Source organism: Bacillus sp. P4_E1 (genome assembly GCF_056401715.1).
The window spans coordinates 141,063-164,161 of record NZ_JBFUIV010000010.1; the positions used below are offsets into that span (position 1 = coordinate 141,063).

Here is a 23,099-nt window from a genome sequence, read left to right on the forward strand (position 1 = left end):
AAAATTGGTATACTATAACCAAATTACGGAGGTGTTTTCGCAATGAATCATTATAAAGACGATAGTTACGCCTTACATACAGATTTATATCAAATCAACATGGCTTATACATATTGGAAAGATGGTATTCATACTCGCCGTTCTGTTTTTGATCTATACTTTCGAAAGCTTCCATTCGAAAACGGCTATGCTGTTTTTGCTGGTCTTGAAAAAATTGTAGAGTACATAGAAAATTTCAGCTTTACCGAAAGTGACATCGCTTATTTAGCAGAGCTGCAATTTGAAGAAGACTTCCTTCATTATTTACAAAACATGAAATTTACTGGCACGATTCGTAGTATGCAAGAAGGCGAAGTTGTTTTTAATAACGAACCATTATTACGTGTTGATGCACCGCTTGGCGAGGCACAAATAATTGAAACCGCCCTCTTAAATATTGTAAATTACCAAACATTAATTGCTACAAAAGCTGCACGTATGAAGCACGCTGCAAATAATGATGAGCTTTTAGAGTTCGGTACAAGACGCGCTCATGAGTTTGATGCTGCCCTTTGGGGAACACGAGCTGCCTTTATTGGTGGTTTTTCATCTACAAGTAACGTTCGCGCAGGGAAACGATTTGGCATCCCTGTAGCTGGCACACATGCCCATTCTTTCGTTCAAGCATATCGCGATGAATATGTTGCATTTAAAAAATATGCTGAAACACATAAAAAATGTGTATTTCTTGTCGATACATACGACACATTAAAATCTGGTGTTCCAAATGCGATTCGTGTTGCAAAAGAGTTCGGGGATCGTATCGATTTTTATGGCATTCGCCTTGATAGTGGTGATATGGCATATTTATCAAAGGAGGCCAGAAAACAACTTGATGCAGCTGGATTTACAAACACAAAAATTATCGCTTCTAGCGATTTAGATGAATATACGATTATGCACTTGAAATCTCAAGGGGCAAAAATTGATGTATGGGGTGTTGGTACAAAGCTGATTACATCCTTTGAGCAGCCAGCATTAGGGGCTGTTTATAAACTAGTCGCTATTGAAGATACTGACGGAAAATTAAATGATACGATTAAGATTTCATCTAATCCTGAAAAAATTACAACCCCAGGACTTAAACGAGTTTATCGTATTATTAACCGTGTTAACGATCATGCAGAGGGCGATTATATTGCTTTAGAGTCAGAAGAACCCGGAAAAGAAGAGCGTTTAAAAATGTTTCATCCAGTTCATACATATATAAGTAAATTCGTAACAAGCTTTGAAGCACGCGAACTACATCAAGATATTTTCATTAACGGTAAAAGAGCGTATGAATTACCTAATATATTAGATATTCAAAAGTATAATGAACGCAGCCTCTCACTATTTTGGGAAGAGTATATGCGAACTTTAAACCCTGAAGAGTACCCTGTCGATTTAAGCCAAGAATGTTGGGATCATAAAATGAATTATATTCAAACTGTTCGAGAACAGGTTGAAAAAAATATACAAAAATAAAGTGAAGCTTTAATCAGTGGGGTTTTGTCCCTCCCCCACTTCTCCACTTTTCAATACTATATGGATATTTGTAAAAAATATATTAAAATAATAAGAAGAATATTATATTTTTGTAAATTTATATATTAAATTATTTAAAAAACAAAATAATATTTGATATTATTTTCTTGAGTCAATTTCAACAAAATAACCAATAAAAAAGAGGACGCAATTGCGTCCTCTTTTTTATAAATCTTTTACTCGTAGTACACGCATTGCATTTAATACTGCAAGTAACGTCACACCAACATCTGAGAAGACTGCTTCCCACATTGTTGCAATACCAAAGGCGCCGAGTAATAACACTAACCCTTTTACCCCTAATGCAAATATAATATTTTGCCATACGATGCTACGTGTACGTTTTGCAATTTTTACTGCTGTCACAATTTTTGAAGGCTCATCAGTCATAATAACGATGTCAGCAGCTTCAATTGCTGCATCTGACCCTAAGCCGCCCATCGCAATACCAACGTCTGCCCTTGCTAGTACTGGCGTATCATTAATACCATCACCGACGAATGCAATCTTTTCTTTACCGCGTTTTGCTGCATCAATTTTTTCGATTTCTTCTACTTTTTGGTGTGGTAATAATTCGGCATGAACTTCATCTAAACCTAATTCTTTACCAACAGCTTCCCCGACTGATTTTGCATCACCAGTTAACATGACTGTCTTCTTAATACCTAGTTCTTTTAACTTTTGAATTGCTTGTTTTGAATCCTCTTTTACCTCATCAGAGATAACAATATACCCTGCATATTTACCATCTACAGCAACATGAACTAGTGTACCTACTGTATTTGGTTGCTTAAATGTAATGTTTTCTTTGCTCATTAATTTAGCATTACCTGCAAAAATTTCTTTTCCTTGTACTTTTACAACCGTACCATGACCAGAAATTTCACTATAGTCTTCAATAGCATTTTCATCGATTGATTTTCCATATGCATTTCGAATAGATTGTGCAATCGGATGATTTGAATATACTTCTGCAAATGCTGCATATTCTAATAGCTCTTCAGCTGTGATACCTTCACTAGGCTCCATCTTCGTAACTTTAAAGACACCTTTTGTTAATGTTCCTGTTTTATCAAAAACGATATATTTCACATCATTCAATGCTTCTAAATAGTTACTTCCTTTTACTAAAATACCACTTTTAGATGCCCCACCAATACCGCCAAAGAATCCAAGAGGAATCGATACAACGAGCGCACATGGACAAGAGATTACTAAGAACACTAAAGCTCTATAAATCCAATCGGAGAATGTAGCACCCTCTAAAATAAGTGGTGGAATAAATGCCATTATTGCTGCTGTTATAACTACAACAGGAGTATAATAACGTGCAAACTTTGTAATAAAGTTTTCTGTTGGCGCTTTTTTGCTACTTGCATTTTGTACTAAGTCTAAAATTTTCGATACCGTGGATTCACCGAACTCTTTTGTAACTTCGACAATTAATACACCATTTTGGTTTACAAAACCACTTAATACGTCATTACCAACTTCTACTTCCCTCGGTACAGACTCACCTGTTAACGCTGAAGTATCCATCATTGATGTTCCCTCAACTACTTTCCCGTCTAACGGTACTTTTTCACCTGGTTTTACGATAATATACTCACCAATTTGCACATCTTCTGGTGATACTTGTTTCGTTTCGTTTCCAACTTTCACATTCGCATAGTCAGGACGAATATCCATTAATGACGTAATTGATTTTCGAGAACGATTTACTGCAATACTTTGGAACAGTTCCCCTACTTGGTAAAATAGCATAACTGCTACCGCTTCTGGATATTGTTGAATCGCGAAAGCTCCTAAAGTTGCAATTGCCATTAAAAAGTTTTCATCGAACACTTGGCCGCGAGTTATGTTTCTTACCGCTCTCCAAACGATATCTCCACCTATTAATAAATAAGCAAGGACGAATAATGGAATTGTTATCATTTGCGGTAATCCGGCTAATGCAGCAATTCCTGTCAAAATTCCACCGACTACTAATCTTCCTATCATCTTTTTCACATTTCCATCACCATGATCATGGTCGTGTCCTTTTTCCTCTTCACGAACAATTTTTACATCAGGCTCTAACTTTTGAACAACATTTTTTATATTTTGTACAGTCGATTCAAGTTCTCGTTTATTTGCAACTTCTACTCGTAATTTCTTTGATACGAAATCAACAGTCGCTTCTGAAATTGTTGGCATTTCCTTTACCTTATTTTCAATCTTCATTGCACAATTTGCACAGTCTAAGCCTTCTAATACAAATACTTCTTTTACTGATTTTGTTTTTTGCTCTTCTTGCACTTTAATATGTGGCTCTAATTTTGTAACAAGTTGCTTCGCTTCCGTAACAACTTGATTTTCTTTATTTTGCGGTGTTTCTAAAAGCATCGTTTTTGTTGCAAAGTTTACGGAACAAGATGTTACCCCTTCTATATTCCCAACACCTTTTTCAATTTTCATTGCACAATTTGCACAATCTAAACCTTCTAGCATAAGTTTCTTTTTCACTAATGCTTCTGCCATCGTTCTCCCTCCTCGCTTTTTTATTCTTCCTCGTTTACGTGTTCAAACGCTTGCTCGAAGATATGAATTACGTGTTGATCAGCTAATGAGTAATAAACTACCTTTCCTTCTTTACGGTTCTTTACAAGCTTCGCTTGCTTTAATACACGAAGCTGATGTGAGATTGAAGATTGCGTCATTCCTAATAAATAAGCTAAATCACAAACACACATTTCAGCTTCAAATAATGCATGTAATATTCTCGTACGTGTACGGTCACCTAATACTTTAAATAATTCTGCTACTTTACTTAAACTTTCATCAGTCGGAATTGTTTGTTTTACTTGATCCACGATTTCCTCGTGAATTACCGTTTGAGAACATGCTTCCTGTTGCGTTTCTACTTTATTTTCAGCCATCACAGCTCACCTCTTTATTTGAACATATGAACAACTATTCATATGTCTTATATCTTTATTATATGAGCGTCCATTCATATGTGTCAATGAATTCTCATACATTTTTTAAAACATTTCGTTTATATTTCAAAATAAATATATAAATATTCTCCGCATCTATCATGCCCTTCATACAAAAAGGATGCACGAAAACTACCGTGCATCCCTTCTTATTTATCCCGCATTAACGGGCAGTAAGACTCCCACCTCAAAATGCAGCTGGAACAAAGAAGTTAGGTGGGAGATTAACTGCCCGTAAAAGCCCGATTGGTGAGGGCTAATAATCAGTGGGGGATGAAGCCCCCACTGATTAAAGTTTCACTTTATTAACTTTTACTGCATCCACAATTAACGAAGCAAATCCTAATTTACCATCTTGATTTCTATGATCAAAACGTTTCGATCGATAAATAAATCCACCGTTCTCTTCCCAATCACTATAATGAAACTGGCCATTCTCATCACAGTATTCTAAAAGCTTTACTTGAAAACCTACTGCTTCAAACATAGATATAATCGTTTTGTAGTTATGTACAATTTTATGACTTGCAGCTGGATGATCTAACGGGCCAGGTCCTCCCACTTGCACACCACGCTGATATTCTTCATTGGGGAAAAATGCATCCGGCACTGCACAACGAATATAACCATCATCTTGTAAAAACTCAAAGCATATTTTAGCTGCTTCTATACCTTCTTCATACGACAAATGCTCCCATACATGTTCAGCTAAAATTACCGATAAAGAATTAGGCTGAAATTTATTAAGCCACGTTTCTCTTTTTAATAAATTTAATTCATCCTCATTTGTATGTAACCAACCTGGATTATTATTATATCCCTCTGCTCCAACGACAACTTTCGTCTCCATCTTTCCACCCCTTCTTATATTCCGACATAAAAATTCGACAACATAACATTGGTCTCCTTTATTTCCCCAAAAGAAAAAGCCTTGCGCGCTCCCTAGACGCACAAGGCTTACTAACTTTATATCCCTTTAATTAGCTTTTTCTAAACTATCTTGCGAACTTCCATCGTCTTTTAAATGACTATGTTTTTTCGAATAAACAAAGTATACAACCACTCCGATTGCTAACCAAACACCGAAGTATATCCATGTTTTTAACGGTAGATTTACCATTAAGAATAGACAGCTTGCAACTGAAATAATCGGTAAGATTGGTACAAGTGGTACCATAAATCCACGTTGTAATTTCGGGTGCGTTTTACGAAGAATGATGACAGTTACACCAACCATCGCAAATGTTAATAACGCTCCAATATTCGCTAAATTCGACAATTCTTTTAAATCGATAAATCCGGCAATTAAAGCACTACCAATTCCTGTTAACCAAACTGAAAATGTTGGTGCTTCTGTCTTCTTGTTAATTTTCGCAAAAGATTTTGGCAATAAACCGTCACGGCTCATAGCGAAGAATACACGTGTCGTAGCGTAGATGTATGCGAAAATTACAGCCATAATACCAATTACAGCTCCAATAGCGATTACACCAGCCACTTTATCTTGTCCTACAACTTCTAATACATAGGCCATCGCTTCAGGTACATCTAATTCCTTATAAGAAACCATACCTGTCATAACGAGACAAACTACAACATAAATGATTGTACAAATGACTAATGAAGCAATAATACCAATCGGCAAATCACGTTGTGGATTTTTCACTTCTTCAGCAGAAGTTGCTAATGCATCAAATCCTAAGAAAGCGAAGAATACTGCTGCTCCTCCGGCAAAGACTCCACTTAAGCCGTACGGTGCAAATGGTATCCAGTTTTCTGGTTTCACGTAGAATACACCAACTGCAATGAATAAAACAACAATACCAATTTTAATTAATACCATTATGTTATTCACACGCTTACTTTCTTTTGTACCTCGTGATAATAACCAAGTTATCACCAACGTAACGATAACTGCGGGTAAGTTCACCATACCACCTTGCGATGGAATCGTTAACAACGCTTTTGGAATTTCAAGTCCCAATCCACTCACTAAATTATTGAAATAACCTGTCCATCCACCAGCTACTGCGGCAGTCGTTACGACATATACGGATAGCAATGTCCATCCCATTAAATGGGCAATAAACTCACCAATTGTTGCATATGAATATGTGTACACACTACCTGAAACAGGAAGTGCAGATGCAACCTCTGCATAACATAAAGCTGCAAATCCACAAACAATTGCTGCAATCATAAATGAAAAAATAACTGCTGGACCAGCATCTCTTGCTGCTACTAATCCAGTTAATACTAGAACTCCTGTACCAATTATCGCACCAATCCCTAGCATTGTTAGGTCAAATGCCCCTAGCGTTTTCGTCAAAGTTTTACTTTTACTTTCCCCTAACAATTGCGTAACGGATTTCTTTTTAAATAGGTTGGCCACGATGAATGCCCCCTTTTACCAAGAAGAGCTAAGAGGTATTATCTCTTAGCTCTTATCATGTTGTTTTATATATTGTTCGATTTTGTTTTGTATAATGCTTCTATTAGCAAGATACTGTTTCTGCTTCTAATAATTCTTTAGCACCCTTGTACTCTACACCGTGAGCTTCTGCAACTGCTTCGAATGTTACATAGCCTTCTAATGTATTAATACCTTTTAATAATGCAGTGTTGCCTAGGCAAGCTTCTTTGTAGCCTTTGTTAGCAATTTGTACTGCATATGGTACTGTTACGTTTGTTAATGCAAGAGTTGATGTACGTGGAACCGCACCTGGCATGTTTGCAACTGCATAGTGAACAACGCCGTGTTTTTCATAAGTTGGGTTATCATGAGTTGTAATACGGTCAGTTGTTTCGAAAATACCACCTTGGTCAATCGCGATATCTACAACAACAGAACCTTGTTCCATTGATTTAATCATTTCTTCTGTTACAAGTTTTGGAGCCTTTGCACCTGGGATTAATACTGCACCGATTACAAGATCAGATTCTTTTACAGCTTCTGCAATATTGTAAGGATTAGACATTAAAGTTTTTACTTGGTTTCCGAAAATGTCATCTAATTGACGAAGACGTTCTGCACTTAAGTCGATGATTGTTACATCCGCACCTAGTCCAACTGCAATTTTAGCAGCATTTGTACCAGCTTGTCCACCACCGATAATTGTTACTTTACCACGTTTAACTCCTGGAACACCTGCAAGTAAGATACCTTTACCGCCTTTGTTTTTCTCAAGGAATTGCGCACCGATTTGTGCAGCCATACGACCAGCTACTTCACTCATAGGTGCAAGTAATGGTAATGAACGGTTTTCTAATTGTACTGTTTCATATGCGATAGCAACAACTTTCTTCTCGATTAACGCTTTTGTTAATTCTGGTTCTGGAGCTAAGTGTAAGTATGTGAATAAGATTAAACCTTCGCTGAAGTGTTTGTATTCGCTTTCAACTGGTTCCTTAACTTTCATAACCATTTCCATGTTCCAAGCTTCTTCAGCTGTATCAACAATTTTTGCTCCCGCTTCAACATACTGAGCATCTGTGAAACCAGATCCTACACCTGCATCCTTTTGAATGAATACTTCGTGATTGTTACGAACTAAATGTACAACACCTGCTGGTGTCATTGCCACACGGTTTTCGTTGTTTTTAATTTCTGCTGGTACCCCAATACGCATAATGAAATGCCCCCTTATAATTAACAGAAAAAAGGAATTCTTTTTTCTTTTTTAAATAATTAATAACTTATGTCCTTATTCTAGCATAACTTAAAAGTTATGAAAACGCTAACATACTATTTTTTAAAAGTTTATATATTTAGAATAGTGTAAATATATAAAACATTGATTTTATTGGGTTCTCCGTACCACTCCATCATCTATTACTCTATTTCTATTATATCCATTCAAAATGCATAGTAATTATTTATTATTTGACAATAATGTAACAATGTAAAAAACTAAGTAATGACGTATACATATACACTTATTACTTTGTTCAATACTTTAGAAATATATTCTTTTCACAAAAAAACAGCTACTGGCATTTAGCCAGCAGCTGGATAGATCATAAATAACTTTGAAAATAGATCTTCTGTCGTCTCGGTAATTTTATCAAACATATCACTTTCACGATCTTCTTGCTCTTTTAACATCTTAATTGTTTCACGTGCGTCTTCAGGATAATCGGTAATGATACCATCCACGTTTAACTTATAATATGCCTTTAAACTTTCCATATCATTTACTGTCCATACGTAAATTGGCTTGTTTAGCTTCCTTGCTTCTTTTACTAATTTCTTATTTAACATGTATTCTTCTGCTACATAAAAATCAGCCTTCACATTCTTTAAGTTAGCTCTACTCGCATACAGTATGTATCCTACTTTTATATTTGGATTTGCACGTTTAAACTCTTTAATAAGCGGATAGTGTAACGTTTGAATGACACATTGCTTCTCAAATTCATTATCTTTAATCGCTTTTAATACTTTGTTTACGAAATCTTTTTCGCCACCATGGAGCTTCACTTCAATATTAAGTTTGATTTTTCCTTTTGCCAGCTTAATGATCTCATCAAGTGTACTTATTTGTCCTGAAAACCCATCTTGACTAAGGGTAAGCTCTCTTAACTCCTCCATCGTTAAATCTGACACGTGAACATTAGCATTCGCAAGACGTTTTAGCTTCAAATCATGTATAACTGCTAGTTCACCGTCTTTTGTTTGCAGTACATCAATTTCAGCGTAGTCTGCTTTGGCATCAATAGCCCCCTGCAGAGCTTCTTTCGTATTCTCTACACCTTTTGAAATATAACCACGATGAGCCATAATAATTGGTTCTTTATATGAATTTGAAATAAACGTTACAATGAAGGCAACGACCATTCCGGCAGTAATAATTCCTACAATATATACACCAATAAATTTCCAACGATGTTTTTGGAAGAAACATTTATCTGCTTTTGTTTTCGAATAATCTAATCCTTCTTCTAATAAAACATCTTCAACCGGAACCTTTTGTAAATACAATCGTGTTATTGCCATAACATAAAATGGCGTCACGATAAAACTAAATAAATACAATGTACTCGTTAAAAATACAGACATTGTTGATTCTGCTAATAATGCAAATGTTCCCTGTGGATTTGTAAATTCATACATGCCCCATAGACACAATAAATACATTCCCAAAAATACACCGTACACAATCCCTATTGAAATAAAAAATCCTACTAAAAAGAATAGTACTTTAAAAAAACTTTCTTTTACTAACGTTGCACTTTTACGTGCTGCTGTGCGAAACGGCTTTTGCTCTAAAACAACAATAGGTAGAACAAAAATCCAGCGAAGGTTCAAATACGCAACTACAGCAAAGAACGTGTAATAACCAACTTGTCCCATCGTTGTCTTAAACAGTTCTCCTGTAATAAAGTTAGGAATTTGAATTTGCGGAATTAATGCCGTTTCATATCCAAGATTTAAAAGAGGTAACAATACGACAGCATATAAAATAAATCCTGGTAAGCAATATGTGAAAAGAGTAGGTAAATACGTTACGGTTTTATATAAAATCGGACGTAATTTCACCTTTTGTCTTTTATGAGCGAAGTACGAAATGATAATAAGCACCGCAAATTCCGTAAAGATAAGAAACAGTGCTAACAATGATAAAATTACGATTGCCAAAATGCCGTATGGTGTCTTTAAAAACGCTAATAATTCATCATTCGTCGCATTTGCATAACCACCAAAATACAATAACTTATTAAAAATGATCCCAAATAGCGGGACAAATACAATCGCTGCTAATAATTTATAAGCAAGTTGAAAGGTTAATACATTCCAAAAAGCAAATCTAACTGTTTGAAAGGAATGTCCCATTACCCCTGGTATAGATAGTCTTTTACGGTGTTGCATATATTCCTCCACATTCTAAAACGATATTTGAGATGGATTCCATATTTCCATTTCCAACCCATCTTTTTAATAATAATATATTCCGCTTAACATGAACACTCTTATACATACAATGAAAAAGTGATGGCTACTTGCCATCACTTTTTCATTTACTCTATTTTTTCTCTAACCCTTGACCAAATGCTTTCAAGAAGCTAAAACCGAATGTAATTGCTCTATTGATATCTGGATCTTTTAACACTTTAAAGAAATCCATCACTTTTGTTTTTTTACCACTATTTAATTCCTCTGTTGCAAATTGTAATCCAGTGACTAAACTAGATGTTATTTGTTTCGTTATTTCTGGGTCCACTGAAGATAATGCCTCTCCTGCCCCCATCATATTGTTTAATGCGTTTTTTACTGGTTCACGATTCAATTGTTCAACAGCTATTTTGGAAACATCTTCTTTTGCAGCAAGTAAACTAATTGCTGCATCTAAAATTCCTGCTTTTTGCAACTGCGCTAATAGCTGCATCGTCTCTTCTACTGCTTCTCTATTCTCAGCTAGATCATTTAACAACTCATCTGTTACTTGCTGTTTTTTTTCTTCTTCTGTTACAATCTTCTTTTTAATTAAAGTAATCTCTTTTGCCATTATCTCCGCCCCCTAATTCTGGTCCACAAGTGATACGTATTGTTTTCTTTGCCACTTTCGCTCGATTTCAACACCATTTTGCGGATGACGTTTTTTATCTCTCGGGTTTGAAGATGGTAACGGACGATTTCCTTTTTCACGTAATACGCGCAGTTTCACCATTGTTTGTTTATAAGCTGGTGTACACGTATAAATGTCTGTTGCTGTTCCTGTTAAAATATTGATTGCCTCTTCATTTACTGTCGCATGCATCGGCAAATACAACTCATTTCCAGTTACACGATCTGTAACAAGCGCTTGTACTTTGATTTTTCCAAACGGTGATGCTAACTCTACAAGACCACCATCTTTCACATTGCGTTCTTTAGCAAGTTCAGGTGAAATTTCAACAAATACTTCAGACACTTTAGATAAAATACCAGCCGACTTATTCGTCATATTCCCTTCATGGAAATGCTCTAGCATACGGCCATTATTTAATAGTAAATCATACTCATCTGGTGCTATAACTGGCGGAACCCATTCATCTAGTGATAAACGTGCTAGTTTGTCTGGGAAGTTAAATCCATCTACATATAATAATGGTGTATCACTACCATCATGGCTACCCCAACATAAACTATTCCAGCCTTCTAGACGGTCGTACGTCGCTTGAGAGTATAACGGTGCAAGCGATGCAATTTCGTCCATAATTTCACTTGGACTTCCATAATTCCAGTCTCCGCCCAGTGCACGAGCTACTTTTTGTAAAATCCACCAATCTGGTTTTGAATCACCAAGCGGTTTCAATACTTCGTATAATCTTTGAATACGGCGCTCTGTATTCGTAAACGTTCCTTCTTTTTCTAAGCTTGGTGCTGCTGGTAAAATAACATCGGCGAAACGAGCTGTTTTCGATAAGAACATATCTTGAACAATAAGGAAGTCTAAATTCGCTAAAATATGTTGTACATGGTTGGCATTTGAATCTACTAAAGCCATTTCTTCTCCCATAACATACATACCACGTAGTTTTCCTTCTTCGGCCGCAAGTAACATTGCGATATTATTTAATCCCGGTTCTTTCGGAATGGTAGTACCGTATGCTTTTTCAAATTTCGCACGATGCACATCATCTGAAACAGCTTGGTAACCCGGAAGCCAGTTCGGTAATGTTGCCATATCACAAGCACCTTGTACGTTATTATGCCCGCGTAACGGATACGCACCGGCACCAGGACGACGGTAGTTACCTGTAACGAGAAGTAAATTTGAAATTGCTGCTGACGTTGTACTTCCTCCTGTATTTTGAGTTACACCCATTCCCCAAAGTACACAAGTACCATCTGCTTCATATACCATACGAGCCATTTCTTTTAACTGAGCTTTAGAAATCCCTGTAATTCCCTCAGTATAATCAAGCGTATATTTTTCTAGCATTTTGCTATATTCATCAAAATTCTTTACATTTTCGGCTATGAACTTTTTATCGTGCCAATCTTGATCAATAATGTATTTCGTTATCCCAGCAAGCCATACATAATCCGTCCCTTGACTCGGGTGAACAAATATATCAGCACGCTCCGCCATTTCATGTTTACGAAGGTCTGCGACAATTAGTTTTTGTTCATGTAATTTATGAGCACGCTTCACTCTAGTTGCAAGTACAGGATGTCCTTCTGTTGGATTTGCCCCAACAATAATAACAAGACCTGCCTCAGCAATATCTTTCACTGTTCCAGCATCTCCGCCCATACCGACAGTTTTAAATAAACCGTCTGTTGCTGGAGATTGGCAATAACGGGAACAGTTATCTACATTATTTGTTCCATATATTTGACGAGCTAGTTTTTGCATAAGATAGTTTTCTTCATTTGTTACTTTCGAAGAAGAAATAAACCCAAACGCATCGCTACCATACTCTGATTTAATATGTTGCATATTAGATGCAACAACTTCAAGAGCCTCTTCCCATGAAGCCTCAACAAACATATCTCCTTGGCGAATTAGCGGCTTTGTAATACGCTCTTCACTGTTCACAAAGTCCCATCCGAATTTTCCTTTTACACATGTGGAAATACCATTAACCGGTGCATCTGAAACAGGTTGCACTTTTAAAATTTGACGATCTTTCGTCCATACTTCAAATGAACAACCTACACCACAAAATGTACAAACTGTTTTTGTCTTATTAATTTTCGTCTTACGCATCGCGGACTCTACTTCTGAAACTGCTAAAATACTGCTATATCCAGGCTCTACATCTTTTACAAAATCAATCATTGGATTTAGCACATCTGGTTTTAAACCAGTCATAAATCCAGCTTCTCCTAGAATCGTTTTTTCCATTAATGCATTACAAGGACAAACTGTTACACATTGCCCACAGCTAACACAAGACGAGTCATTTATACTCACACCATTGTCCCAAATAACACGTGGACGGTCTAAACTCCAATCAATCGATAAAGTTTCATTCACTTGTAAATTTTGGCATACTTCTACACACTGCCCACAAGCAATACATTGATTTGGATCGTATCGATAGAATGGATGCGACGTATCCACTTCGCATGCACTTACTTTCGGTTCATATGGATATTTCTGTTCTTCAATCTCCATCATATGTACTGTATTATGGACTTTACAGTTACCATTATTGTTATCACATACTGTACAATACAATAAATGATTCTCTAATATTCGATCCATCGCTTCAGTTTGTGCTTCCTTTGCACGTTCCGATTGCCTCTCAATATGCATGCCATCTTCCAACTTCGTCGAACAGGCACGTAATAAACTTCCATTCACTTCTACAATACATGTATCACAAGTTTGAATAGGATCTACCTCTGGTACATGACAAATTTGAGGATGTTCTAAATTACTTTCGTTAAACAATTGGAGTATCGTCTTTTCACCTGATACGAAAAATTCTTTACCATCAACGGTTACACGGGCTGTCTGTTCTGTCATAGTTTCCCCTCTCCTTACAACTAACTGTACAACACAATTATGAATCCGTTTTCATAATTGTGTTGTACATATTTTTGAAGCGCCCTGTTGAAATACTTTCCTTTGGAAGTCGATTCTAGATGTTATAAGGTATAACTACGAAAGCTTGAAAATGTCGCTATTCTACAAATCTATTATATCGTACATATACAATAATAACCAAAATAATCTGCCATCTTCTTGTTAGTAGATGCTTTTGTTTTTTCGATGTTTTATGATAAATATGGAGAAAAATACATATAAAGGGGAATTTAATATGGGGCCTATTCAAGAAACATATACAATTGTACGTTATCAATCTGGTACATTTTCAAAACAAACCGATGAGGTTGTTACGGAATCTCCCATTACAATTAAATTAAATAGCGAAGAATACGTAACAGTTGTATGCACTCCTAATTACATTGAAGATATGGTAACCGGTTTTTTAATTTCTGAAGGAATTATTTCTTCTTATAAAGATATTGAAGAATTATGGATCCAAAAAGAAAACGGAATTGTCCATGTAAAATCATCAAAAATTAATCCGCTCTATCAAACTTTATATAATAAACGGTACGTAACTTCTTGTTGCGGGAAAAGTAGACAAGGTTTTGTTTTCGTCAACGATGCAGCAAAAGCAAAAAAGTTACATGATATACATATAACTATTACTCCGGAAGAATGTTTTCACCTAATGACTTCCTTACAACAATCTTCAACTACATTTCGCCAAACGGGTGGTGTGCATAATACCGCTTTATGTGATCGAAATAACATTCTTTTATCAAGAATGGATATCGGAAGACATAATGCGCTAGATAAAATATACGGTCATTGTTTACGAAACAATATCTCTGTTCAAGGGAAAATCATTGCGTTTAGCGGACGCATCTCATCTGAAATTTTGTTAAAGGTTTCAAAAATAGGTTGCGAAATTGTTCTATCTAAATCAGCTCCAACTAAACTAGCTCTGCAACTCGCCCACGATTTAGGTATTACAGTAGTAGGATTTATTCGAAATGGATCTTGCAATATTTATACACATCCGGAACGAATCGATGGCTACAAAATAAACGATTGAATACGTAAAAGAAAGTGAAAATTTAATCAGTCGAGGGTTTTTCCCTCCTCACTGATTATTAGCCCAACCAATCGGGCTTTTACGGGCAATCCGACTCCCACGAATAGTTGGATAAAAATGACTCCTTTACAAAGTGGAAATTTTAGTTATAAAAATGTAACATATTAAAACCTTGAATAGTTAATAAAGTTAATATATAATTTCATTACATAAAGTGAAACTATAATCAGTGGGAGGTGTTCATCCCCCACTGATTATTAGCCTTCACCAATCGGGCTTTTACGGGCAGCAGGGCTCCCACCTAACTTCTTTGCTCCAGCCGAATTTTGAGGTAGGAGTTTTACTGCCCACAAATAGCGGGATAAATAAAATGAAAACATAGTAGCATAATCTTTTCATTCTTTTACAAATTAAGAAAGAATAGTCACAGAATACATTTAACTAAACTTAATCTTACAAAGTTAATGAATTAAATTTGAATCAATCTAGGAGGTTACAACTATGGAAATTCGCTTATTAACAACAGAGGATGCAGAAATTTATTTGAAAGTGTGTATGGAAGGTTTAATGAAAAACCCTGAGGCTTTTAGCTCTTCTTATGAAGATGTTCTTAAACAGGAAAACCCTGTCGCTGCTATGGCAAAGCGATTAAGCAATCCGGATAAGTATACTCTAGGTGTCTTCAAAGATAATGATTTAATCGGTATTGCTACTCTAGAAACAAAGCCATTTATTAAGCAGGAGCATAAGGCAAAAATCGGCTCAGTTTTTGTTTCTCCAAAAGCGCGTGGCCTCGGTGCAGGACGAGCTTTAATTAAAGCGATTATTGAAAATGCCGATAAATTACATGTAGAACAGCTTATGCTTGATGTTGTCGCTGATAACACTGCTGCAAAAAAATTATATGAGTCCCTCGGCTTCCAAACTTACGGTGTGCAAGAACGGTCCTTAAAACATAATGGCCAATATTGGGACGAAGAGCATATGGTTTTATTCTTAAATAATTAACATTTTAATATAATTTTTCAAAAGCATCTTCTTATTAATTAAGATGCTTTTTTCATTACAACAATGTAATCTTCATGTCACCTTTATCGATCGTTCCAATCCTTTCCATTCGTTATACTAAAAATATAAAGTGAAACTTCACTCAGCGAGGAGGATCCGTCTCCCGCTAATTATTAAATGAACGTATAGCATGCAATTGATATGTAGAGGAGAATGTAACATGAAACAAAACAAACAAGCTATCTTTTTAATATTTGCTACAGCAATTGTAACTTCTGGACTGGCAATTCTACCCTGGTTTATTATATAGAACACATTAAAAAAGCTTATTGCTTCTTAAGAAGCAATAAGCTTTTTTTCTATTATAAAATCCCGAAAAATTTATTTACACAACTTATCATAATAAGCATAGATACCGCAACACACATTACAATCGCATTACGATCTTGCTTTTCTTTTTGTAAACGTTCTACTTTTTTACTCATGTGTACAATCCCCTTTATATTAAAAAAAGTGTGAGATAGGAAATTTTTCTTATCCGATGCGAGGTGAATACGAAAACCCTCTCTATCTCACATACACAATAGAATGGAATTGTCATTTTATAAATAAAATGACATGACGTTATGTCGCAACATAGGGTATTTGTGTCGCTACGTTTTCTATTATAAAAAATAGTTGTGCAAAACTAGTGCATTTTTTATGTCAATTGCCCTGATTGAAAAAATCAGCCATCCATTCAATCACATAAAAAGAGTTTTTTATTATTTTCATGTAAACTATACAAGTAGAATGAATAGTTTGGGGTGCACAAGATTATGGTGAAAATTTTATTAGTAGACGATGAAGAACGTATGTTACGATTGTTAGATCTGTTCTTAAGCCCTCGTGGCTATTTTTGTATGAAAGCTACTTCTGGCCTTGAAGCGCTAGAATTAATCGAACAAAAGGACTTCGATATTATTTTATTAGATGTTATGATGCCGAATATGGATGGGTGGGATACTTGCTATCAAATCCGTCAAATTTCCAACGTTCCAATTATTATGCTAACAGCTCGCAACCAAAATTATGATATGGTCAAAGGTCTGACTATGGGAGCAGATGACTACATTACAAAACCATTCGATGAGCATGTATTAGTCGCGCGAATCGAGGCTATATTACGCCGTACGAAGAAAGATGGCTTTGTTAGCTTCAATGGTATTGAGTGGGATAAAACGAAACATACTGTTACAGTTTATGGTGAAAGAATCTCACTAACTCCTATTGAATTCTCGTTACTTGGACTCTTTTTACAAAATACAAACCGTGCTTACAGCCGTGATGATTTAATTGAAAAAATTTGGGGCTATCAAACAGACATCGAATACAGAACTATCGATTCACATATTCGTAATATCCGTGATAAATTACGCAAAAAAGAATTTCCAGTTGAAGATTACTTAGAAACCGTCTATAAAGTCGGATATAAATGGAAAAGTGAATAATTACTTTAATCAGTGGGGATGGATAAATCCCCACTGATTAAAGTTTCACTCTATATGAAATAAGGTATGGTGAGAACATGAGCAAACTTTCCCTTAAAGTTGGGACATACTTTTTAATATTAGCTTTATGTATTGAAACAATTGCCTTCGTATCTTTTTATAAGAACCTTTCAAACATACGCATTGAAGAGGAAACTCTTGCTCTTTTAGAGAAAGGAAATCGCTATAGTAAAATGATTAAAAACCGCGCGAAGTGGGGTGCATATTCTAAAGAAAGGCAACTCACAGAAAGCGCTGAACACAGTAAACGGCCTAAACGTGCTGTGTACCCCGAGTTTGATATCAACACTGAGGCTGAACACTTAGTTGAATCAGAATTAATTGCTAACTCTGATATAGCTATCATTATAACAGACAATAACGGCAAAATTATTTCTACCTCAGAACCCGTAACGAAAGAAATGCAAAAACAACTTACTTGTAAAACAGAGACTATCCCAGAAGGTGGATTAATCGTTGAAAAAAACTGGAAAAAATCAAAATTCATCTCAACAGTAAGCCCGCTGGAAATTCAAGGATTTCAAGGTAAGTTATATATGTTATTAAAGACATCTTTCTTAGAAAATATGTTACTTAAACTCATGAATCAATTTCTTATCATTAGTGTTTTGACACTTATTTTAACTACTATTTCTGTCTTTGTTTTTTCTCGTGTTATTACAGAACCGCTTATAAAAATGAAGCGGGCGACAGAAAAAATGTCAAAATTAAATAAGCCGATTCAATTAGGAATTAAACGAAATGATGAACTTGGAAGCTTAGCAAAAACGATTGAAGATTTATCTAGTGAACTTACGTATATGAAAAAAGAACGAAACGAATTTCTCGCTAGTGTAGCGCATGAATTACTAACTCCATTAACCTATATGAAAGGTTATGCAAAGGTAGCAAAAAGAGATTCTCTAACGAAAGAAGAACGTGAAGAATACTTACAAATCATTGAAGACGAAACGGATAGTGTAACCGATCTCGTACAAGATTTATTTATGCTTGTACAATTAGAGCAACACCAGTTTGTTATAAAAAAACAAAAAGTAATTCTTAAACCATTTTTAGAACGAATGGTTGAAAAAACAAAAACAACATTAACAAACAAACAAATGCAACTCCATGTACATTGCAAAGATGATTTAGAAGTTTGCATAGACGAAAGACGTATGGAACAAGTTATGTTAAATTTATTACACAACGCTTATCAACATTCACCAGAAAACACTTCTATAATAATACGTGTACTAACCAGTGCGAATACTTTTACAATAAGTGTACAAGATGAAGGTGAAGGTATTCCAAAAGAAGATATCCCACATGTTTTTGATCGCTTTTACCGTGTCGATAAATCCAGAACACGAGCTACAGGTGGAAAAGGTATCGGACTGGCCGTTGCAAAAGAAATTGTAGAACTTCATAATGGTTCTATTGAAGTTAAAAGCGAATTAGAAGTCGGAACAGAATTTATAATTGAATTACCATTTGTATAATATATGCGTGAAATCACCAGTAGTAGTCAACACTACTGGTGCTATTTTATTTATAAAACCAACTATTATAAGCTAAGCTTTTGAAATTATTCTTATTTCAATATAAAATATAGGTATAACTGTCAAAGATTTGGAGGGTGATACAATTGGATATCCATGTATTAACAAAAGACGAAGCAGAAATTTACTTAGAACTTCGAGTAGAAGGATTAAAACAAAATCCGGAAGCTTTCAGCTCTTCTTATGAAGATATTATTAATAAAGAGTGTGCTATTGAATATAAAGCCCAAAAATTAGCACAAGATGAGAACTATACACTAGGTGCATTTAAAGATGGCACTTTAATCGGAGTTGCAACACTGGAAACGAAACCATATGTAAAACAAGAACATAAAGCAAAAATCGGTTCAGTATACGTGTCTCCAAAAGCACGCGGACTTGGAGCGGGAAAAGCACTTATTAAAGAATGTCTTGAGCTTGCTAAATCTTTAGAAGTAGAGCAAGTTATGCTTGATGTTGTTGTCGGAAACGATGGTGCAAAAAAACTTTATGAGTCATTAGGCTTTAAAACATTTGGCGTGCAAGAACGTTCATTAAAATATAACGGACAATATTGGGATGAAGAGCATATGGTTCTTTTCCTAGATGAAGAAAAGTAATAAAAAAACATCCTCCATTTATGAGGATGTTTTTTACTTTCTTGTAAACCATGCTGTATATAATAATTGAATGGCCTCTTCAATTTCTTCCTCTAATAAAGTCGCAAATCCAAGCAATACTGTACTTTTGGGAGAAGTCTCTTCCTTATAATATATCGAAGCAGGATACACTTTAATACTCCTTTCAGCTGCAGCTTCCATTAATTCTTTCTCTTCCATCCCATTATGCACTTTTAATAAAATATGTAGGCCGGAATCTTCCCCTATTACTTCAATGCGATTAGAAAAATATTTTTCTAATACCGAAACAAGACGGTCTCTCTTCTTTCGGTACACAACACGCATTTTATGAATATGTTTTTCCCAATGCCCGTCATTTAAAAATTTCCTAATGATCTCTTGATCCATTCTTGAAACGCTTTGTGTGTAAAATAAATATTGCTCTTGATACTGCTTAATGAGGGATTTTGGCAACACCATATAACTCATCCGTAATGATGGCAATAGCGCTTTAGAGAGCGTCCCCATATAAATAACTTTCCCGTCTGTATCTAACCCTTGCAGCGCTGGAATCGGCTTTCCCGAATAACGAAATTCACTATCGTAATCATCTTCAACAATATACCTACCTTCTTCTTTCTTCGCCCATTGTAAAAGCTGCATCCTTCTCGTGATAGGCATAATCATCCCATATGGAAACTGATGAGAAGGTGTAACAAACACAATATTAGCTGAACTATTTTCTAACTCTGAAATACAAATACCATCTTTATCTAAAGATAACATTTGAACATTTTGTTCACCCTGTTCAAAAACAACCATCTTTCGGTGGTAGCCTGGATTTTCAACTGCATAACCACTTCCTTTTAACAATTGAAATAACAACTTCACTAATATTTGCGTACCAGCTCCGATTACAATTTGACTAGCCGAACATCGCACACCTCTAGATTCATACAAATAGCTCGCGATTGCTTCTCGTAAACTTACCTCCCCTTGCGGATGTCCAATAAAAAGTAAATCTTTATTTTCAAATTGCCATACCTCGTTCGTAATTTTTCGATATACATGAAACGGAAAAGTGCTAGTATCCACACCCGTTTGAGTGAAGTCAAATTTATATACCTGCTCTTGAAAAGGTATTTCCCCTATTACCTCTTCGCTACCTTCCGCATGAATCATTTGCTCGATTTCACATACAAAATAACCTTTTCTAGAAATCGACTCAATATATCCTTCGGCAAGAAGTTGCTCATAAGCTGCCTCTACTGTATTTTTACTTACTTGTAAATATGTTGCTAGCTTCCTCTTAGCCGGTAATTTCGTAAAAGATAGAATCGTTCCATCTTTAATTTCTTTTTTTATATACTCATACAACTGCACATACAATGCCTTCTTACTATTCATATTTAAATTAGGCGTTAATTCTAACATAATATCTGACCCCTTAATAAAACTAAAATCTGATACTTTTTACAGTACCAGATTTTATATATAATTCCTTTTATCATGTCACACATAAAAAATCAAATACTAAAGAGGAGATGCATGATCATGAACAAAAGTAGACGTATCGGACTCATTATGATTATTACAGGAGCCACATTATGGGGATTATCTGGACCGATGATTCAATGGCTATTTCAACATACGAACGTATCATCAATTGATTTTTTAACAATTCGCTTGTTGCTTGCAGGAGTATTTATTTTGTCTTTCTTACTAATAAAGAAACAAAACATATTTCAAATTTGGAGACACCCTAGACATTCTATACAGCTTATTATTTTCTCTATTCTTGGCATGCTTGGTGCGCAGTACGCTTTTATCGAAACAGTTCATATTAGTAATGCCGTAACGGCAACGCTATTTCAATTTCTAGGCCCTGTTCTTATTACCATTTACGTTGCGTTTGAGCAAAAGAAATTCCCTGCTTCTATGCAAATACTCGCAATTATAACTGCGCTAACAGGAACATACTTTATTATTACAAATGGCTCAATCGAAAATATTGTTTTATCTAAAGCAGCTATTACTTTCGGCCTATTAACAGCGATTGGTTTTGCGTTTTATACCCTTCATCCGGCTTCCCTTATTAAAGAATGCGGAACAACTATAGTAATTGGCTGGGGGATGTTAATTGGAGGGATTGCACTGCTTATTTGTAATCGTTCTTTTGGATGGAATCAGATTTCGCAAACTTTCACACTTCAAACTTTTTCTATGCTTATTCTTATCATTATAAGTGGCACTCTTTCTTTCCTTCTTTATATCGGGAGTCTTAAATATTTAGCAGCAACAGAAACAAGTATTTTATCTAGCATTGAACCACTTGTAGCTGCCATCGTTTCAATCGCTTGGCTTAATGAGTCTTTTGGAGCATATCAATTATTAGGCGGAGTATGTATCGTTCTTTCTGTTATTTTCTTAACAATGCCTCAAAAAGAGAGAGAACCAACCTTTTCAACTGAGCAAATATAAAGTGAAACTTTAATCAGTGGGGGGTTCCATCCCCCACTGATTATTAGCCCTCAACAATTGGAATAGAAAATGTCAAAAGAGGTCGTACAAAACTTACGACCTCTTTTTATGATTTAAAGGAATTGTCTCGTCTTCTAGCAAATACAATTACACTAACAATAAAATTTAGGAGTGTGGCACCATGAAAAAAATCGGAACTATGCTACTTTTCTCCTTCCTCATTACTGGCTGCGCGCAATCGCAACCCGATTCAAATGTACCTAAAAAAGAAGTAATAGAAACTTCATCCTCTCAAATTAACGCACCTTCCTTTTTTCACCTTAGTGTCTTAAAAGATGTAAATTGGGAAGAAGCACCATCATTCGTAGAAGGAAAAATACCGTTAAAAGGCATTGAAAGAAAAATTGCAATGGCTGATAGCTCTATTATCGCAAATGAGCAAAATGAAATAATGTGGTTCTTCCTGGATCCTGAAATGCCAACTGGAAAACTATCTATTATCGCGTTAAAACAAGGAACTACAACTCCAACACCAGTACTCTTTCAAAAAGAAACCTCCAAACAAACTTGGACTACTTCAAATACAGTCGATACAACCGTAAAGGAACTCCCTCTCGTAATGTCACTACCTTCATCTGGATTATGGGTATTAAACATATATGTGAATGAAAGATATTATGATCAATTTGTAATCAATGCCGAATAAAGTGACAAAACTGAAACACTTCCTTACAACAATGTAATTTCTACGTCACGTACTTCGATAGGTGGATTATCTCTCTTCTCTTATACTTAAAGTAAGAAATGACGCGA

The 23,099-nt window shown here is 35.5% G+C and carries 18 protein-coding genes; 8 read left to right on the forward strand and 10 right to left on the reverse strand.

The window, feature by feature from the left end; all coding sequences use genetic code 11:
• Positions 1–42: 42 nt before the first annotated feature.
• Positions 43–1,506, forward strand: a complete 1,464-nt coding sequence (locus AC1DS7_RS15800) for a nicotinate phosphoribosyltransferase (RefSeq protein ID WP_002169184.1) — start codon at positions 43–45, stop codon at positions 1,504–1,506.
• A 225-nt stretch (positions 1,507–1,731) separates the two neighbouring features.
• Here the strand turns inward: AC1DS7_RS15800 and AC1DS7_RS15805 are convergent, their stop codons facing one another.
• From AC1DS7_RS15805 to fdhF, 8 genes are all read right to left on the reverse strand, one after another.
• Positions 1,732–4,086 carry a heavy metal translocating P-type ATPase gene (locus AC1DS7_RS15805; RefSeq protein WP_016101849.1) on the reverse strand — a complete coding sequence of 785 codons (2,355 nt, stop codon included), beginning with the start codon at positions 4,084–4,086 and terminating at the stop codon, positions 1,732–1,734.
• 20 nt (positions 4,087–4,106) lie between these two features.
• On the reverse strand, positions 4,107–4,484 hold the full coding sequence (locus tag AC1DS7_RS15810; RefSeq protein WP_002010461.1) for an ArsR/SmtB family transcription factor: 378 nt from the start codon (positions 4,482–4,484) through the stop codon (positions 4,107–4,109).
• A 349-nt stretch (positions 4,485–4,833) separates the two neighbouring features.
• Complete coding sequence (locus AC1DS7_RS15815) at positions 4,834–5,394, reverse strand: class I SAM-dependent methyltransferase (RefSeq protein ID WP_016101850.1); 561 nt, start codon at positions 5,392–5,394, stop codon at positions 4,834–4,836.
• 126 nt (positions 5,395–5,520) lie between these two features.
• Positions 5,521–6,936, reverse strand: a complete 1,416-nt coding sequence (locus AC1DS7_RS15820; RefSeq protein WP_016101851.1) for an amino acid permease — start codon at positions 6,934–6,936, stop codon at positions 5,521–5,523.
• A 103-nt stretch (positions 6,937–7,039) separates the two neighbouring features.
• Entirely contained in the window at positions 7,040–8,173 is a 1,134-nt protein-coding gene (ald, locus tag AC1DS7_RS15825; protein WP_002010453.1) for an alanine dehydrogenase, read from the reverse strand.
• A gap of 368 nt (positions 8,174–8,541) precedes the next feature.
• Positions 8,542–10,413, reverse strand: coding sequence for a glycerophosphoryl diester phosphodiesterase membrane domain-containing protein (locus tag AC1DS7_RS15830; protein ID WP_016101852.1), 1,872 nt, complete (start codon positions 10,411–10,413; stop codon positions 8,542–8,544).
• A 154-nt stretch (positions 10,414–10,567) separates the two neighbouring features.
• Positions 10,568–11,050 carry a helical membrane plugin domain-containing protein gene (locus AC1DS7_RS15835; protein WP_002140332.1) on the reverse strand — a complete coding sequence of 161 codons (483 nt, stop codon included), beginning with the start codon at positions 11,048–11,050 and terminating at the stop codon, positions 10,568–10,570.
• Positions 11,051–11,062: 12 nt separating this feature from the next.
• Positions 11,063–14,005 (reverse strand): formate dehydrogenase subunit alpha, encoded by a 2,943-nt coding sequence (gene fdhF / locus AC1DS7_RS15840; RefSeq protein WP_476999106.1) that lies wholly within the window; start codon positions 14,003–14,005, stop codon positions 11,063–11,065.
• 295 nt (positions 14,006–14,300) lie between these two features.
• Here fdhF and fdhD point away from each other — a divergent pair, with 295 nt between their 5' ends.
• The gene (gene fdhD, locus AC1DS7_RS15845) at positions 14,301–15,107 is read left to right on the forward strand and encodes a formate dehydrogenase accessory sulfurtransferase FdhD (protein WP_002125147.1); all 807 of its coding nucleotides are present in this window, start codon (positions 14,301–14,303) and stop codon (positions 15,105–15,107) included.
• 501 nt (positions 15,108–15,608) lie between these two features.
• On the forward strand, positions 15,609–16,115 hold the full coding sequence (locus AC1DS7_RS15850) for a GNAT family N-acetyltransferase (RefSeq protein ID WP_002010444.1): 507 nt from the start codon (positions 15,609–15,611) through the stop codon (positions 16,113–16,115).
• 362 nt (positions 16,116–16,477) lie between these two features.
• On the opposite strand, the gene AC1DS7_RS15855 is transcribed toward AC1DS7_RS15850, so the two are convergent.
• Positions 16,478–16,600 carry a hypothetical protein gene (locus AC1DS7_RS15855; RefSeq protein WP_002029704.1) on the reverse strand — a complete coding sequence of 41 codons (123 nt, stop codon included), beginning with the start codon at positions 16,598–16,600 and terminating at the stop codon, positions 16,478–16,480.
• 333 nt (positions 16,601–16,933) lie between these two features.
• Here AC1DS7_RS15855 and AC1DS7_RS15860 point away from each other — a divergent pair, with 333 nt between their 5' ends.
• From AC1DS7_RS15860 to AC1DS7_RS15870, 3 genes are all read left to right on the forward strand, one after another.
• Entirely contained in the window at positions 16,934–17,605 is a 672-nt protein-coding gene (locus tag AC1DS7_RS15860) for a response regulator transcription factor (RefSeq protein ID WP_002010439.1), read from the forward strand.
• A 77-nt stretch (positions 17,606–17,682) separates the two neighbouring features.
• The gene (locus AC1DS7_RS15865) at positions 17,683–19,146 is read left to right on the forward strand and encodes a HAMP domain-containing sensor histidine kinase (protein ID WP_016101854.1); all 1,464 of its coding nucleotides are present in this window, start codon (positions 17,683–17,685) and stop codon (positions 19,144–19,146) included.
• 146 nt (positions 19,147–19,292) lie between these two features.
• On the forward strand, positions 19,293–19,805 hold the full coding sequence (locus tag AC1DS7_RS15870) for a GNAT family N-acetyltransferase (protein ID WP_002029700.1): 513 nt from the start codon (positions 19,293–19,295) through the stop codon (positions 19,803–19,805).
• A 33-nt stretch (positions 19,806–19,838) separates the two neighbouring features.
• On the opposite strand, the gene pdxR is transcribed toward AC1DS7_RS15870, so the two are convergent.
• Positions 19,839–21,239 carry a MocR-like pyridoxine biosynthesis transcription factor PdxR gene (gene pdxR / locus AC1DS7_RS15875; RefSeq protein WP_016101855.1) on the reverse strand — a complete coding sequence of 467 codons (1,401 nt, stop codon included), beginning with the start codon at positions 21,237–21,239 and terminating at the stop codon, positions 19,839–19,841.
• A gap of 120 nt (positions 21,240–21,359) precedes the next feature.
• Here pdxR and AC1DS7_RS15880 point away from each other — a divergent pair, with 120 nt between their 5' ends.
• Both AC1DS7_RS15880 and AC1DS7_RS15885 read left to right on the forward strand, forming a co-directional pair.
• The gene (locus AC1DS7_RS15880) at positions 21,360–22,286 is read left to right on the forward strand and encodes a DMT family transporter (RefSeq protein ID WP_002140321.1); all 927 of its coding nucleotides are present in this window, start codon (positions 21,360–21,362) and stop codon (positions 22,284–22,286) included.
• 181 nt (positions 22,287–22,467) lie between these two features.
• A complete protein-coding gene (locus AC1DS7_RS15885) occupies positions 22,468–22,992 on the forward strand; it encodes a DUF4871 domain-containing protein (protein WP_002010428.1) in 525 nt (174 codons plus the stop codon).
• Positions 22,993–23,099: the final 107 nt, after the last annotated feature.